This is a genomic window from Gimesia alba, assembly GCF_007744675.1.
Lineage (GTDB): Bacteria > Planctomycetota > Planctomycetia > Planctomycetales > Planctomycetaceae > Gimesia > Gimesia alba.
In genome coordinates this window covers 4,306,367-4,321,642 of sequence record NZ_CP036269.1, presented here as the reverse complement: position 1 = coordinate 4,321,642, position 15,276 = coordinate 4,306,367, and the positions used below count along the sequence as shown (strand labels likewise).

Sequence of the window (15,276 nt, the reverse complement as noted above, 5' to 3'; positions counted from 1 at the left end):
AACTATTAATCCTTTAACACAACTGGTCGAGTTGTTTGATAGAACTCTTGATCTGATCTAACCCATCAAGGCATCCAGAGCTTCATCTCTGGTTTCATAAATCGCCCAAAGTGTGTCTAACGCAGTGATTCTCAGTAACTCATTTGCCATTTTACTGGCGCCACATAAAACTAATTCCCCGCCTCGACTCCGAACATGTTTATGGCATCGTAATAAGAGGGCGAGAAATACAGAACCGAAGTAGCTGACATCACTCAAGTCAAAAACGACCATGGGAATTTCTACTTCCTGTAACGGAGCCATTACGATGTCGGCTGCCTGTTCAATCAGGTCCCAACTCATTGACTCGACATTACTGGCGGGAATGATTACGACTGTGTTTCCATGCCATTCCAATTGAAAGTCGTCGTGGTAGTTCGTCATGTAGTAATTCCGCAGTGAATAAAACATTCGATGGGTACAGAAATCTTATGATTTCTGCCCATAATACTGTTATCCAGGGAGAGAGAACAGGCTTCAAGTACCTCAAAAACAAGATTTCATACTTAACGGCCTGTAAACAGTCTTGTAGAGGGGCCTGAGTGATGAGTTTGCCACCAATTCATCCAGATTTTTGCTTGTTCAAAGTGCTGCAACTGTGACTTCAACTCGATAGGTTGCTCAGAAGCAGGAACCAGTTTGTCTAAACTGCTTAAAATTTCTTTGAGGGCGAGAAGATTGCGTTCCGTCCATGCCTGTTGAATCAGAGGTTCGACAAATCGTGTTTGGCCGGAATTTCCCATTTCACGGACCGCATCAATGCGAATGGAATTGCGAGTATCGTTTGATAGTCGCACTAGTTCCTGCATGCCTTCAATATCACCCAGGCGACTCAGGGCGGCGACCGTTTCAAAACGGACACTTTGATTGGAATGCGTCAGTTTTGATCGCAGAGACGGTGCAGGTTGCTGGTTCTGTGTCGCGTTTTGAATACCATTGATGGCAATCGGATTATGGCAATGGCCAATGGCTTTGATGGCCGCGAGTTGGACGGATTCATTCTTATCATCGAGTAGAGGGAGTAGCCAGATTGCAAATTGTGGCAAACCGTGTCTACCAAAGTACTCACACCCGAGGATTCTGATGTCAGACCAGTTATGGTTGACTGCCAGCAATGCAAGTTGAGCCGACTCGTCATAATTGTCTTTTGAAATCGCTGACATCACAATCCGCCAGACAAGGCGATCCTGCTCATGAGTCAACAGCTTTCGGAGACGTTTTATAACCACAGGGCTTAAGGACACGTTTTGAGAGTTCAGTAAGAGTTGTTGGGCGCCTTTCCTGCGATCCGTGACATGCGCACTCTTTAGTTGATTTAAGGCAGCATAATTCGAATGCAGTTCAGGAAGCAGATCGGTGTAAATCTGATCGGGAAGTTCAATAGATGTTTCCAGGATCAATTTCTCCAGGATTCCCAGTTCGTCATGAGAGATATTTGCGAGTTCTTGAAACGCAATTTGATACTGACTTGATTCTTTGGGCTGGTTGATGAGCTTTTGAAAGTAGGCCTGGATTTCTGCAACGCGAGTTTGATTCACTTCCCCCGATTTTTGCAGGCCCGTTTGTAAGAGCTGATTCCACAAGCCGGCTGGGAGTTGTTGTGATTGAATCAGTTCTCTGACAGCGGCAATACGATCAGCCTTGGGAGCTTCGATTGAAATGGAACCGCTTGTACCTGTACGGTTCGTTAACTGGAGAATACTTTTTCGCCGTGTTTTATAAACGCTTTCCTGAATCCCTTCCAGGAGCAGTGGGATGGCAAGTTCATCAGGCCATTGGCTGATGGAATCAATGACCGCATTTTGCACATTCGTGCTACGGTCATTCAAGAGCGATCGCAATAAAAGCGCTGCTTCGGGCGAAGGGGATTGTCCCAGACCTTTGGCCGCCGCGAGCCGTACCGATGCCGAAGCGTCTTTGCTGAGTGGAGCCAGGTAGGGCGCTCCCCAGGGAGTCAATCCAATGGCTGCTGAGATCCGGGCGCTTTCCTGAGGACGCTTTGCCTGTTCTTCCAGCTGTTGAAGTGCTGTGTCCGTTCCGAGAAGTCCCAGGTGCTCTATGGCTTGATTTTGAACCAGATGGTCAGCATCTTTTAACTGTGATATCAAAATCGCTTCCGCATCCGGATGACGGACTACGGCAGCCCAATAGCCAAAATTGGTGCGCATCCGAGAATCAGAATCCCAGCGAACCTGGGTGATATTTTCAGGCCAGACGGAAGCCTCATATTCTCTAGATTCTTGCTGTGAGCGACCGGCAGTCGAAAATTGGTTCAGATCGGCATAAAACCAGAGTCCATGAATGATGCAGGCATCCATGGCTGTCCGTCGTAATGTTTTGGGAAGACGTCTCTTGTTGTCACCAACGTCCAGGGATTGTTCTAATGTTGGAATATTTGCTGGTGAGATAAATCTTGCTAAACCGCAATATAATTCGTTGCGGAGTTCCATTGAGATGTCGGGGCGCTGCAATGCTTGTGTTAATCTGTGTTTTGTGTCGAGGGGAATGGCATCCGCTTGGGATAGTACCAGCGAGAGGCCATTGATGGCTGCATGTTTCATGGCAGGCGAGAGTGCAGTCAACTTCGGTTTGGATTTGTCCGGGACGGGTTTCTCGGTCTCTTGGAATGAGAAAAAGTCAATCGGCTGTTTGTGTTGTTGATTCTGAGGTGTCTTTTTCTTTGATGGATCAGAGGTTGGATGTTCGAAAACGATTTTTTCCAGAGTCGGGATGGTTTCGGTTGCTGATTGGGGAGAAATGGTGGCCCATAAAATCGTTGCGTTCCAGCCAGCAATTGAGTCCTGTGCTGAAAGTTGTTTCAGCTTGCTGATTTTTTCGGAGTATTGCCTGGAATCCGAGTCCGCAGTCTGCGAGTCAGTTCGGATAAAAAATTCTTGTAATGTATTAAAAGACCAGCTTTCTTGTTTGGGGAGGGGCGTTTCCACAGTCTGTTTTTCAGTGGTTGGCGGCGGATCTTTTGGTTGATTTTGTTTGGTAGAATCTTTGGAATCTGTCACTTCCGGAGCTTTCGTAGCGACGGAGGGAAGTTCTGTTTTCTCGCTTTCAGACAAGAACTTGCCCGGTTCTAATGTTCCAAAGACCCAGCGATGGATGTCTAACGGGGCTGTTCTGTTCGTTTCAGCGTGTGTTTGTAGGGTTTTCCATTCTTCAAAAGCCGACCAGTGGTCGTTGCGGCTCCACAAATCCTTGGATAAATAGATTTGGAGTCCTTTCAGTTCCTCGGAGACTGCCGGAGTCTTTTTCTCTTTGAATGGGATTGGCATCTGTGCCTGCTGTACGTTTTGGAGCAGACTTTTCTGGCAACCAACAGGAAGCGCGCAGCAGATCAATAAACCCATGAGAAACAGGCATTGAAGGAACTGTTTCAATGAGATCGATAGGGAATCGATGTTTCTTCCGCGAGGAGGAGCAGAATTCATTTGAGAGTAGGGAGTGGTGAAGGAAATCGACAGGAGAGAAAGAGAGAATTGAGGCTTGGACTTTATCAAAAATTGGGTTTGGGCAGAAGAGCATTCTGATGGCTTGGACGGAAGCAGAAACAGATTCAGGCAAGTAACTCAGAATCGAGTTAGATCAGTTGCTTTACTGTTTTGTATAGAGTGGGTATTTTTAACTAGGCGTGGTGTACATGTGGTTTTTTGACCTATTGATGTTATTGTAGAGGCTTGAACTCTGCAAAATTCTCTGTCATGCTCGTGTCCTATTTTGCTTAAGTTCTCAGAAACAACATTTCTAATAAAGGGAGATCGAAACCGATGTTGCGGAAAATGCGACCAGGATTATTGGCTTTGTTTGTGCTTGTTGGATTGTCAGCAGTACAGGCTGAAGAGACAGCGAAGTCCGGAACACAGGGGGCCGCTGAACTCAATACGACCATTCCGGTCAAAATGGACTATCTGATTTATTTGCCGAAAGATTATGAGCAAAAAGAAAAATGGCCGCTGGTGTTATTTCTGCACGGTGCAGGGGAACGCGGGGACAATCTGGATCTGGTTACCGTGCATGGGCCGCCAAAACTGGCCAAAAGCGGAAAGCAGTTTCCCTTTATTGTCGTTTCTCCCCAATGCCCGAAAGACCAACTCTGGCAGCCAGTCGAGTTAACCGCCTTGTTAGATGAAGTGGAAAAGAAATATCGTGTCGATAAAGATCGCATTTATGTGACCGGATTAAGCATGGGCGGGTTTGGGACATGGTCTCTGGCCGCTTATACTCCTTACCGGTTTGCGGCTTTGGTACCCATTTGTGGCGGGGGAGAAAAATTCTGGGTTAAAAAAATCAAGCATGTCCCGATCTGGGTGTTCCACGGAGCTAAAGACGGAGCCGTCCCCCTGGAGCGTTCCCAGGTACTTGTGGATGTGTTGAAAAAAGCGGATGCGGATGTTTCTTTCACGATTTATCCGGAAGCAGGCCACGATTCGTGGACGGAGACGTATAACAATCCGAAGGTTTACGAATGGCTGCTGCAACAGAAACGAAAGCCCGAATCAGAGGTGAAAGCAGCTGAGAAAAAAGCGGAAGAGGCCCGTAAAGCGAAACGAGCCGCTGCCAAAAAGAAATAAGAAACGGCTGAGTGGTGTTATTGGACCAGACCTTTGGTCAATTCCATGAATGCTGTTTCCAGATTGATTTCCTCTTCGCGGAACAAGTTCAGCTTGAACCCCTCATTGATCAACAGCGAGGGAAGGAAAGTATAATCTTTAACATCATTTTGCAGAGTGACCAGCATGACATTATTTTGGATTTCAATGTCTGATACCAGATCATGAGACTCAAGCAGGGCGGCGGCTTTTTCTGTATTTTCGCTCACGCCGACGTAGAGCAGAATCCGCTGCCTTGCTTTTTTCATGACTTCGTCCACGTTATCGTCTACGATCAGATTGCCTTTTTCGATCATTCCGACGCGCGTACAGACGTCAGCCAGTTCGGGCAGAATGTGACTGGAGACGATCACTGTTTTCTTGAGTTCTCCTAGGCGTTTCAGTAGATTGCGGATTTCGATTCGCGCACGTGGGTCGAGACCACTGGCTGGTTCATCGAGCAAAAGAACCTGGGGTTCGTGCAGCAGGACGCGCGCCAGGCCGATGCGTTGCGTCTGTCCGCGAGAGAGCTGATTAACCATCGCGTCTCGCTTGAAGGTCATGTCGACCAGTTCCAGTTTTTCTTCGCAGACTTTCCGACGCTGTGGTCCTTTGATTCGGTAGGCGGAAGCAAAAAATTCAAGATATTCCAGAACGGTCATATCATCGTAGACACCAAAGAAGTCAGGCATGAAGCCGACGAGCCTTCGGATTTCTTCGGGATGCGTATAGATCGATTTCCCACAAACGTATGCTTCACCGTAATCGGGGCTGAGCAGTGTGGCGATCATCCGCATGGTGGTGGTTTTACCGGAGCCATTGGGGCCGATAAAACCAAAGACATCGCCTTCTCCCAAGCTCAGGTTGATATTGTTGACAGCGATCAAGTCGCCATAACGTTTGGTTAAATTGCGTGTTTCAATCACTCTTTATCGCTCCCGGAAGGTGTGTCCTTCTGATCCTTCGGCTGATCGTCTTTTTTATCCAGCGAAGGTAATTCATATTGGATGTCTGTTGATTTCTTAACGGGGATGACCACTCTAATATATGTACTTTGTTGCTTCTGATCGAGTTGTTGCTCATCAATTTGCACCTGGCTGAGTGGCGTATCCAGTCTGGCGAATAAAACGGCTCTTCCCAAACGTAATTGCTCGGACAGATCCAGTTGTTTTGCTGAGAGATTTGAAAGCCTGGTATATCCAAAGCCGCCTGACATTTCGTAGTAAGACAGCATTTTCAGGATTTCGTATGTGTTTTTGGAGAACGGGTCATAGTCGGTTTGCACGGTCACAATAGTGGCATTGTGCTGCCCTTTTTGTTCAATCCGGCGCGAGACGGCTCGGGTCAGGTATCCCTTGATGTTTCGTGATTCAACTCGGGAGCTATTAATATCCCAGGTCTGATCGGAGGGAATGAAAGAATCTTCAAGCTGATCGGGCTTTACAATCGGCAGATAGACTCGATTTCCATAGGCAAGCACCCACTCTTTCAGGGGACCCGAAAACTGATGTGTGAGTGTTCCAGAGAGTTGGCCTAAACTGTTTCCCGTCAGACGAGACTCGAGCAGATTGGGGTTTTGACGAGACCAGTCAGCTCTGAGACTCTTTGTGCCCCATTTTAGAATCGGTAGATTTGTGATGGACTGAGATTTTTCTGAAAATTGATAGGCGGGGCCTGTAATAGTTCCTTCCGCAGACCGGTACATGCCCGCGAATGTAGTTTCTGGTAAGCCATTCCAGCAGAGCTGAGTCGGAAAGTACTCGACCGGAGTTTGTGTTCCAGGAGAAGTTGAAGCAACATTGACCTGATACCGACGCATTTCGGGACTGTATAAATTCAGGTAAAAACGCCCTCGCAGTTGACCGGTTGAGGCATCGTAGTCAACGAGGTTAAGCTGAGTTGACTGCAGGGTAGTGCCATTGTCATTTTGGGCGGTGGTGATTCCCCAGACGGCTGCCAGCAAAACAATGACCGGGAACGAGATCCAGGTAATATGCGGTTTCTTCAGAATGCGATGGACCAGAAAATAATCGAGCGGTCCCACCACCAGGAGATAAAACAGAACCAGCGCCATAACCCACCAGTGAGAGGGTCTGTTGACATCCGGAAAATTCTGCTGTGAGTGGATAACCTGCGTTTCCATTTCAGAAATGCCGGTCTGTGAAATTCGTTTGCCTAGCGTATCATTCTTTTGAACGCTGGAAGCAGTCTGCCTGGTTCTGGTCGCGAGTTTCGTACAAAGATTATTCAAACCTTCCCAGTTGACGAGGGGGCTGGTATTCAAATCCAGAGCAAGAAATGTGACAACACCCAGTCCGAAGGGGACCCGAACCAGCAGTGGTCCATCCAGGGAAGTAGCCAGGACCTCGCCGGCATCGATTTCAATCCGGGCGGCTGTCGCAACACCTCGAATCCGCGAACGAACAGCGGCAAATAATTCCAGGCTGCTTAACTCTCGGACTCGATTCTTACCGCTGACTTTCACCGGTACCCATTTTGCAAATTCACTTTTCTGATAGGCTTCCACGTCGTTCCCGACACAAACAACGAGTTGGCCTCCATTGGCGACCCAGTTTCGGATAGCCCGATTTTTATCAGCGCTGACCGAATAATCTGAATCTACTATTAATGTATCGAGAGAGTCATAACCATAAGAGGTTTCAGGCAAGACGGACTTGTTTGAAATCAACGTGGTGAACTGGCTCTGGTTTTGATCGATCGTTTCCGATGCCTGGCTTGAAACAGGATCGAATCCGGGAATCGAACCGATCGTTGCCCAGAGCTCTGCCGATTGCTCCAGGTCGACCGCCGTGAATTTGTTCGCAGACGATTGGGGGGAATATGTGAATTCACGGAGGATCGATTGTGTTTTTACATCGCGGAGCCGAATTTTAATCGGGCTGTCGAGTAAACCGGATTTGAATTGGGAATACAGCTGAAAATCACCCTTTTCGGAGAGTGAGTAGACTTTCGAGGGAACTTCTGTCGGGTTGCCATCGGGTGACAGCGCAACGACAGAGAGTTGCAGATCCAGCGGCACATTCGTCGTCAGTTCAACAGTCACCGGAACCCAGCGGCCAACTTTATAGAGGCCATCAAAACCGACCTGGATACTTTTCACTTCAACGGGCTGTATTTCTTCTGCTGCAAGAGCGGGCTGGCCAGCATTGAGTACAAGCAGAAGCAATGAGAAGATCGTATTGATTTGAAATAAAAGAGATGATTTCATGCGTTTTTTTTCTGATTCCGTCTGTTGAAACGTGAATCTCAGGAATCAGTTTTTGAGAATGACAGAGCGCTTTCAATTCGCAATAAGGCCGAATTGCAGCGGTAAAATGAAAACAAATATATAATCTCGTATTATGTCTAGAGCAGGGACCAGTCTCAATGCATTGCCTTTACAAATAAGGGGTTTCCACAGATTAACCTGTTCTTCATTCAGTCTGTGCTCGTCAAATCAGTCAGTAGGGTACCAAATTTGTCCAGTGCAATTTCCGGTATGGTGTGCGGACCCATAAATTCGGAAAAATCAACCGTGAATTGATTTTGCTCGAACATGTCTTTCAGCCAGATTGCCCCTGCGAACGGGAGAATGGGGTCCTGTTTGCCATGGCTTTGCTGAATGGGAAACTTTTCTGATTTTGCCGCCATGGATGTCCATCTCTGTTCACATAGCAGAGTGCTTGACCAGAGAACCAGTGCTGCCGGTGGCTGAGGCAGGCTTAAGGCGACTTCGGTTGAGATGATCGAACCTTGTGAGAAACCGGCCAGCACAATCTGAGAGAGGGGTAATCCCGATTCTGCTTGTAGCTCATCGACGAATTCTCGGAATTGTTGAGCCGCTTCTAAAAAGCCATCGGGGGTTTTGTCTCTCTGGTCCCGAATTTTTCCTGAGGTAATGGAGGCATTCAACTCTGCAATATCCAGCATCCACCAGGCGCGACCACCGGGGATCCCCATCTCGATCAAGGAGAGAGGTGCTGCTGGAAAAATAAAGCGAACCTGCTCAGCGAGGGCAGGAGTTCTGCCCAGAATTTCAGGTCCGAACGGGACCAGATCATCTCCTGGTGCACCGAATCCGTGGCTGACAATGGAAATGATTTTCGGGGATTGTCCGGGGGGAAGTTCATCATAAATCTGGCAAGTGAGCGGGCCAATAGTTTTGGTTGTAAGGGGCATGGAATCCTGAATCTTCCGAAGTATTTGTAAGGGCTTTGTTTAAGGTTGATTTGCGCGATACCCGGTTATTGTGCCGAAGTCAGAGAAGTTTGGCAATTGAATGAACGGGACTACGAGTCAAGTTTACATGCGTCTGGGCATCAAATTGATCTGATTGTCATCGAAATCGCACCAGATTTCTCTGGAACCGTTTCCGGTCCAGATTATTGGTTAAACAATTTTATGCAGTAACTACTCTATGGGAAAGTGTTTATCGGTGCCGTGTTTGCCATCTTCCATTTCAGGAACATGCTTTGCCTTAGTAAGAGTCATTCAGAATGAAGAGTCTATCGCAAAGAGGAGCCACCAGCTGTGAGCTGGTTTTATCCACATGAAGGGAGAATGTGATGTTTCAACAATACCTATACCGGGTGAGTCTGGCGGCGCTGTTGATCCTTGTCGTCATAGAGAATAGTACTCTGTACGCTCAGCAGACTTTGAGTCCGGAATTGATTGGCGGGAAGCTCAATCGTGATTCCTATACTCTGTGCCGAGAAATTCGAACGAAGTTTCGCGGAATCAGAGGGCAACGTACTCTGTTTAACAAAGCTTATGACATTCACGAAATGGCGGACGAGATTCACCGGATGATTATCTTAAATGCGCCAGTTCAGGGCATGGACCAGGCGTTATCTGATTTAAATCTGTTAGTAGATGATCTGGATCAAACTCTGCGGGCAGGTAGATTGCCGGTTCTGCGTGATCCCGTGATCAAACCAACCGGACCGAATGGTTATGTGTTCTACGGTGGGAATGGTTACCCACAGCCCTGTTTTCAGTGTCAGGGGTTTCCTTACCGGATGGTACCGGAGCAAAATCTACATGCGCTGAATCAGACGCTCAAGGAAATGAAATATTCGATTGATCTGTTGCAAGCCCAGTATGCACCTCATCCACAAGCTCTGCCAGAAAGAAGGTTATTTCCCACTCCTCGCTCCGGAGCGCCCTTTGAAACGGAACGGGAACAGCCATCAACGCCACTTCGTCAGCCTGAAGCACTTCAGCCCAAGTATGATTCCCGTTGGAAGCCTTCGCGTAAGGAGCCTTCCGTGTTTCCTCCAGCGATTCCTCCCAATCGCTCCGTCCCTTCCAAGCAGGGGCCTGAATTTCTTCCGCCAACGCCTACTGCGGGGTGACTGTGATTGAAAGCCGGATTGATGAATTCGCGATGAAGAACCAGCAACACTTGTGTTTTTCCAGATGATGTATCACACTACTTTCGAGTTTCGAATGTACGCCGATCATGTTGCTGGAAGGATACCCAAGATGGATTTTGATGCTGAGGAAGTGACGGCGTACCTGCATCAGCACATTCCAGTCACACGGGCCATGCAGATTCAAGTGTTGCCGGAAGCAAAGGACATTCTGAAGCTGAGTGCCCGATTGGCGCCGAATCTGAATCATCAGGAAACGGCTTTTGGAGGCAGTATTGCCAGCCTCGGCATTCTGGCGGGTTGGACCTTCATCCATCTGCGACTGAGGGCAGACGGTCACCGTTACAAAATCGTGATCCAGAAAAGTGAGATGGAATTTCTCAGGCCGATTGAATCTGACTTCCTCGGCGAATGCCCTTTTCCAGACGATCAACTCTGGGAGCAATTTTACTCCGGATTACAACGCAAAGGGCGCGCCCGGATTGAACTGCAATCACACGTGACGCTTCATGGCGAAGTTGCCGCTGTGATCAATGGAACCTTCGTGGCGAAGCGGCTGGAATCATCTTGAAATCAAAGGTTAAGGCTGCTCAGGCTTTTCCGCTGAATCAGGGTTTATATTTAATGTCGTCTGTTCGAGTGATTTATCCCCATAAAACAGATGCACGTCTCTCTGAGGAAATGCAATTTCAATTCCCGCTTTGTTGAATTCTTCGTGGATGGTGGTATGCAGTTCATGTATTACCAAAAGCCGATTTTCGAGATCGGGCAGATAAGCACGAATGGTTAAATCGAGTGTGCTGTCTCCAAAAGATTCGAAGGTGATACTGGGGACAGGATCTGACAGAACCAGTCGATGGTTGGTGATGATCTTCATTGCCAGATTAGAGGCCTTATTCGTATCAGTACCGTAGGCAACTCCCACGGTGATCGTGATGCGATTGACAGAATCAGTCAGAGTCCAGTTCAGCAGTTTACCCGTAATAAATTCCCGGTTGGGGACGATGTATTCTTTGCGGTCCCAGTTGGTAATCGTGGTGGCACGCATTCGGATCCGGGAAACGACACCAGTAATTTCATCTACGGTGATGATATCGCCGACGCGAATTGGCCGTTCAATCAGCAGGATCAGGCCGGATACAAAGTTGGCAAAGATTTCCTGCAGTCCAAAAGCCAGACCGAACGTGAGCGCGGTTGCCAGCCATTGTAGTTTTGTCCAACCTAAGCCCAACGTTGAAAAGACAATGAAAATTCCAATCAGGGCAATCACATAGCGGGCCAGACTGGTGATGGCATATTTCACCGGTGCATCCAGAGGGAGTCGTTGTAGCACCAGAAATTCCAGAAACCCGGGAATGTTTTTTGTGGCGATCACAGCAAAGATGGCAAGGATGAGTGCCACCATGACGTCCAGATAGGTGACGGGCTCTAGTTTTTCGACGACTTTTGTAGTCAGAGTTCCCTTGTCATCCGTGCTTTCTTCCACAGTCTGCGTGGTTGTGAGCCAGACTCGATTTTCAAACGTATCCAGTCGATTAAAGGCAGGCAACGTATCACCCCAGATCCAGATAATTCCCACCAGGAGGACCACGCTCATCGAGGCATTGATCAGCTTTTTGATCTGAGAAGAAATCTTTGTCAGGTCAAAGAGGTTTTCCTCTTCAATGGTAATACCTGTGATTCCCGCGATCGTTGCTTCTGTGCTGGTGTCCTGAGGTTCTTTGCGGAGTGCCTGCAATCGTTCCTGATTCTGTTTATAACTCAGTTGGCGGTGGTGAATCAAAATCCAGCGCAACAGTAATGCTCTGAATAAAATGACGACTAAAAATAACCAGAGCGTCACGAAGATCAGATGAAACAGACTCATCGCTGTAAAATAAAAACCGATGAGCGTTAACATGATGAGTGAACTGGGAATGACGAGTGTCGAGAAATAAATGAGGAATTTGAATCGGTCGTACCAGACTTCCTGATTGTAATTCAGAATTGATTGAAAGAGACCGGAGCGGGGATGAAAGACCCGGCGGGCAAAGATGGTATAGACCACCAGTAAAGCCACAAAGAAAAGACGTTCCAGGAAGTCCTGATTCCGCTCGACTTCTTTCCCATGCAATAAAAGCGTGACAAACAGGAGTGGGATTGAGAACGGGATCACCCAGCGAATATTTCTGCGGACGTAGGAGACGGTTTGCTTATACCAGCCAAAATGAGATTCACCGAGACCTAAGGGGCGACAGATTTGTCGAATAAGTTCCCAGAAAAATAACAGCCAGCCCACTTGTCTCAAGCTGTATTCAACGGCTTTCACGAAAATCGGTGCATTGGGATTGCTGCCGATTCTCCAGGCGAGGAACCAGATAAAACCCGGCCAGACGATGGCGATAAACAGCGTGAGAAAAGCGACCCGTGCGGTAATTGCAAATTTGCGGAAATTGCTTCTGATAATTTCTTTGTTAATGATGCGCAATTGCTGCCGCACATTATACGCCAGGTAGATCAGGCTCAGAAAACAGAAGAAGGCGGTTCCATAAATGACCGGATTTTTTATGATATCCTGCTGGATGGCCTGGAAGAGTTGTTTCCAGTGTGTGGGGGAAAAGAGCCATTTGAGTGAGCCGGGAATTTGTTTGAACTCGGAGATGGAAATGGGAGGGGAACTTCTGATCCAGAAAATACGCTCTTGGATATAGTCTGAATAGGTGTCAGTCTGCTTGATCAGCTCTTCTTCGGCAACATGCAGGTTCACTAACTTGTCGAAATAATTATTGTTACTTTTGATAAGGGTGTCTAAGTATTCTTTCTGCTTCGCCAGGGTTTCTTCGACAATATTCTGGAGATTGATTTCCTCTTCTTTGGTTAGCTTTCGTTGACTCTCTTTGATGATTTCCGCTGTTTTCGCTTCGGCTGTGGGAAAATTTGTCCATTCTTCATCCAGTTCATATCGTCTTAGATTCACTTCGCTAGAGAGCGCGCTGCCTTTCTCAATGTTTTGATGGTAGCTTTCAATATCGGGAAGTGATGATTGCTGATTTCGGAGCTGTAAACCAATGGGGCCTGTTAAACCAATCGATTTCACTTTTTCTCTGGTGGAAGTGAATTCTTTTTTAAGTTCTTCAAGGGTTTTGCTTGTTTGTGAATATTTCTGATCAATGGCTTCGATTTTGTGATTGAGCGACTGGATCTCTTCGGCATACTTCTGATTTTTTTCAGCCAGTGGTTGTAAAAGCGGATGGGTGGCAAACACTTTGGCTCTGGCTTCCTCGACTCGCATTTGGGATTCAATGGCCCGTCTGCTTTTGATCTGCTCTTTTAAGGCGTCGATCTCGTCTTTTTGCTGTTTAACGAGCAGCTTTAAGTAATCCTGATTGATTCGAGGGTATCCGACCGTTTCCTCTGCGTCATACGAACTGAGCTCGTTCTTTAAAGCCGGCTTTTCCGCTTTCAGAAGATTCAGACGCGTTTCAAGTTCTTTTTTTCTGGCATCGGTTACTGCAGCCGGTTCATCTGCAGGAGCGGGGACTGCTAACTGTTTTTGAATTTCGCTCAGCTTTTCATCAATTTCGCTGACACGTTTTATGGCTTCTTTCTGACGGTTGGGACGACGAGCGATTTCTGCATCCCAACTCGCCAGCTTCTGTTTTGCTTCTTCCAATAGAGGCTCTGCCTGGACCAGCATCTGTTCGAGTTGGGGTAGATTTTTGATTTGTGCGTAGGAAGGCGCCGGTTTTCTGCTCAAGCTTTCAATTTTGGCTTTGAGATCATTCAGCCGCTGCATCGCATTTTGAGTATTGGTTGCGTCGTTGATCGCGGCTTCTTGGAAATCATCTGCTTTCTTTAGATTGGCCAGTGCCTGATTATAAAAGTCGATTGCTTTTTTCTGATTCTCCTCGGTCAGGTCTTTGATTTCTTTGACCTGATCGATTCGCTTTTGAAGGTCCTCAGCGGTGATGGTTGGTTCATCCTGAGATGAGCCGTTTTTTGATGGTTGAGGAGTTGCCTTGGAGGGAAGTTGCGCTTGTAATTCCAGGGACGAATACCAGGACAGAGCAATGACCAGGAGTAGCGATGTTTTTATATACTTACGACAATGAGTCATACGGAATTTAACTTTGTTTGAAATAAAGCGGGTAATCTAATACAGGTAAGAGCTGCCGTTCCTGCGAGCGTCAGTTTAGTTGGTCGGGGCTCTCTTGAGCAAGGTGTGATGCCTGATCCCTTTGTGAAAATGCACATTGTGATGCAATCTTTTTCTGGTTTCGAAGCCTCGCGATTGGACAACGCAGATTTGCTGCTCATGGGAGGTAGACCTATCCGTTTTCAGAGTCAAATCAGAGGATGATTTTGCGAAGACTGTCATCGATGGGAATTGCAGCCTCATGTCTTTGGTATGTAGAGGGCGATATTATATGAACTCGGAAGTAACGAAATCGAGCAGTGTGAGCAACCTGGGGTACGTAGACGTGTGTTCTGGGGAGAGAGACCGAGTCTCAATAAGGATTTGAGACGAAGTGTCTTGTCTAAGAAGTGCAAAGTTCCTGAAAAGAAAAGACTTGACATATTCCAGGTAGGGGACAAATAATAACATTAGAGTTGTTTCGCGACAACTCCCCACCTTGGGACAAGCGTCCTTTTATTCCTCTTTTGGTATGGTACCAGTGCAAATCCATTCGTCTCTAATTGACTATGAAGCACAACTGCATTGGACAACACGATGTTTAATTCGTGTCTGTCTGCTGCTATCGTTGTGGAATTTGCCTTTTCCCTGGCTCCATAACCATGAAATGAGCCCGGTGGTCGCGAATAATAGCCATTGGTTGCCTTCCCATCTGGATCAATACCATGCGAATCTGGTGCAGACTCAAGCTCCTGAACAAGGCTGGCATCTGCATTTCGTTTATCTGGGGGAAGAAAAGAGTAGTGACCCTCTCAAAAAACGGTTTCCTGCTCAGCACTATTTCATTATCGGCGAGTCTTCACAGATATTGCCTGTTTGTGGATCTGCACAAACCACTTTACTGCAGCAGATGCTGGAACCTGCCAGCCTGAAATGTGCTTCTATGCTCTCGCATTCAGAGTTGCCCGCTCATCAGAATCAAGCAAAGGTCGGGCATTTCCTTCAGGCTTCCCCAAGCCAGGCACTTCATGATTTAATCAGCGTTTCTCTCTGCTGATTTCGATTCTCCCTGAAAGAATGTCGTTTACTTTTACGACCGGAATCATGCGCCGCTCAAGATTCGTTGATCGAAACACTGCATGATTCCTCTCTC

General features: G+C 47.3%; 10 protein-coding genes. 4 read left to right on the top strand and 6 right to left on the bottom strand.

Annotated elements, in window-relative coordinates:
- Window positions 1-57: 57 nt before the first annotated feature.
- Window positions 58-423: an STAS domain-containing protein gene (locus Pan241w_RS15970; RefSeq protein WP_145217763.1), complete on the bottom strand. Its 366-nt coding sequence runs from the start codon at window positions 421-423 to the stop codon at window positions 58-60.
- A gap of 122 nt (window positions 424-545) precedes the next feature.
- Window positions 546-3,323: a HEAT repeat domain-containing protein gene (locus Pan241w_RS15965; protein ID WP_197999960.1), complete on the bottom strand. Its 2,778-nt coding sequence runs from the start codon at window positions 3,321-3,323 to the stop codon at window positions 546-548.
- Between the two features lie 492 nt (window positions 3,324-3,815).
- On the opposite strand from Pan241w_RS15965, the gene Pan241w_RS15960 reads away from it, so the two are divergent.
- Complete coding sequence (locus tag Pan241w_RS15960; RefSeq protein ID WP_145217759.1) at window positions 3,816-4,619, top strand: carboxylesterase family protein; 804 nt, start codon at window positions 3,816-3,818, stop codon at window positions 4,617-4,619.
- 17 nt (window positions 4,620-4,636) lie between these two features.
- On the opposite strand, the gene Pan241w_RS15955 is transcribed toward Pan241w_RS15960, so the two are convergent.
- The 3 genes from Pan241w_RS15955 to Pan241w_RS15945 form a co-directional block, all read right to left on the bottom strand.
- Window positions 4,637-5,563, bottom strand: a complete 927-nt coding sequence (locus Pan241w_RS15955; protein WP_145217757.1) for an ABC transporter ATP-binding protein — start codon at window positions 5,561-5,563, stop codon at window positions 4,637-4,639.
- Window positions 5,560-7,866, bottom strand: coding sequence for a hypothetical protein (locus tag Pan241w_RS15950; RefSeq protein WP_145217755.1), 2,307 nt, complete (start codon window positions 7,864-7,866; stop codon window positions 5,560-5,562). The genes Pan241w_RS15955 and Pan241w_RS15950 overlap by 4 nt, the downstream gene beginning before the upstream one ends.
- Window positions 7,867-8,075: 209 nt before the next feature.
- On the bottom strand, window positions 8,076-8,816 hold the full coding sequence (locus Pan241w_RS15945; RefSeq protein ID WP_145217753.1) for an alpha/beta hydrolase: 741 nt from the start codon (window positions 8,814-8,816) through the stop codon (window positions 8,076-8,078).
- Window positions 8,817-9,202: 386 nt separating this feature from the next.
- Between Pan241w_RS15945 and Pan241w_RS15940 the strand changes: the two genes are divergently transcribed.
- Window positions 9,203-9,991: a hypothetical protein gene (locus tag Pan241w_RS15940; protein ID WP_145217751.1), complete on the top strand. Its 789-nt coding sequence runs from the start codon at window positions 9,203-9,205 to the stop codon at window positions 9,989-9,991.
- Between the two features lie 130 nt (window positions 9,992-10,121).
- On the top strand, window positions 10,122-10,580 hold the full coding sequence (locus Pan241w_RS15935; RefSeq protein WP_197999959.1) for a YiiD C-terminal domain-containing protein: 459 nt from the start codon (window positions 10,122-10,124) through the stop codon (window positions 10,578-10,580).
- A 9-nt stretch (window positions 10,581-10,589) separates the two neighbouring features.
- Here Pan241w_RS15935 and Pan241w_RS15930 read toward each other — a convergent pair whose 3' ends face one another.
- The gene (locus tag Pan241w_RS15930; RefSeq protein ID WP_145217748.1) at window positions 10,590-14,105 is read right to left on the bottom strand and encodes a mechanosensitive ion channel domain-containing protein; all 3,516 of its coding nucleotides are present in this window, start codon (window positions 14,103-14,105) and stop codon (window positions 10,590-10,592) included.
- Window positions 14,106-14,664: 559 nt separating this feature from the next.
- Here Pan241w_RS15930 and Pan241w_RS15925 point away from each other — a divergent pair.
- Complete coding sequence (locus Pan241w_RS15925; RefSeq protein WP_145217746.1) at window positions 14,665-15,180, top strand: hypothetical protein; 516 nt, start codon at window positions 14,665-14,667, stop codon at window positions 15,178-15,180.
- Window positions 15,181-15,276: the final 96 nt, after the last annotated feature.

Bases quoted from the DNA above. Each gene is read 5' to 3' on its own strand.
- Pan241w_RS15965 (WP_197999960.1), bottom strand. From the start codon at position 3,323: ATGCCAATCCCATTCAAAGAGAAAAAGACTCCGGCAGTCTCCGAGGAA.
- Pan241w_RS15940 (WP_145217751.1), top strand. From the start codon at position 9,203: ATGTTTCAACAATACCTATACCGGGTGAGTCTGGCGGCGCTGTTGATC.
- Pan241w_RS15945 (WP_145217753.1), bottom strand. From the start codon at position 8,816: ATGCCCCTTACAACCAAAACTATTGGCCCGCTCACTTGCCAGATTTAT.
- Pan241w_RS15950 (WP_145217755.1), bottom strand. From the start codon at position 7,866: ATGAAATCATCTCTTTTATTTCAAATCAATACGATCTTCTCATTGCTT.
- Pan241w_RS15970 (WP_145217763.1), bottom strand. From the start codon at position 423: ATGACGAACTACCACGACGACTTTCAATTGGAATGGCATGGAAACACA.
- Pan241w_RS15930 (WP_145217748.1), bottom strand. From the start codon at position 14,105: ATGACTCATTGTCGTAAGTATATAAAAACATCGCTACTCCTGGTCATT.
- Pan241w_RS15960 (WP_145217759.1), top strand. From the start codon at position 3,816: ATGTTGCGGAAAATGCGACCAGGATTATTGGCTTTGTTTGTGCTTGTT.
- Pan241w_RS15935 (WP_197999959.1), top strand. From the start codon at position 10,122: ATGGATTTTGATGCTGAGGAAGTGACGGCGTACCTGCATCAGCACATT.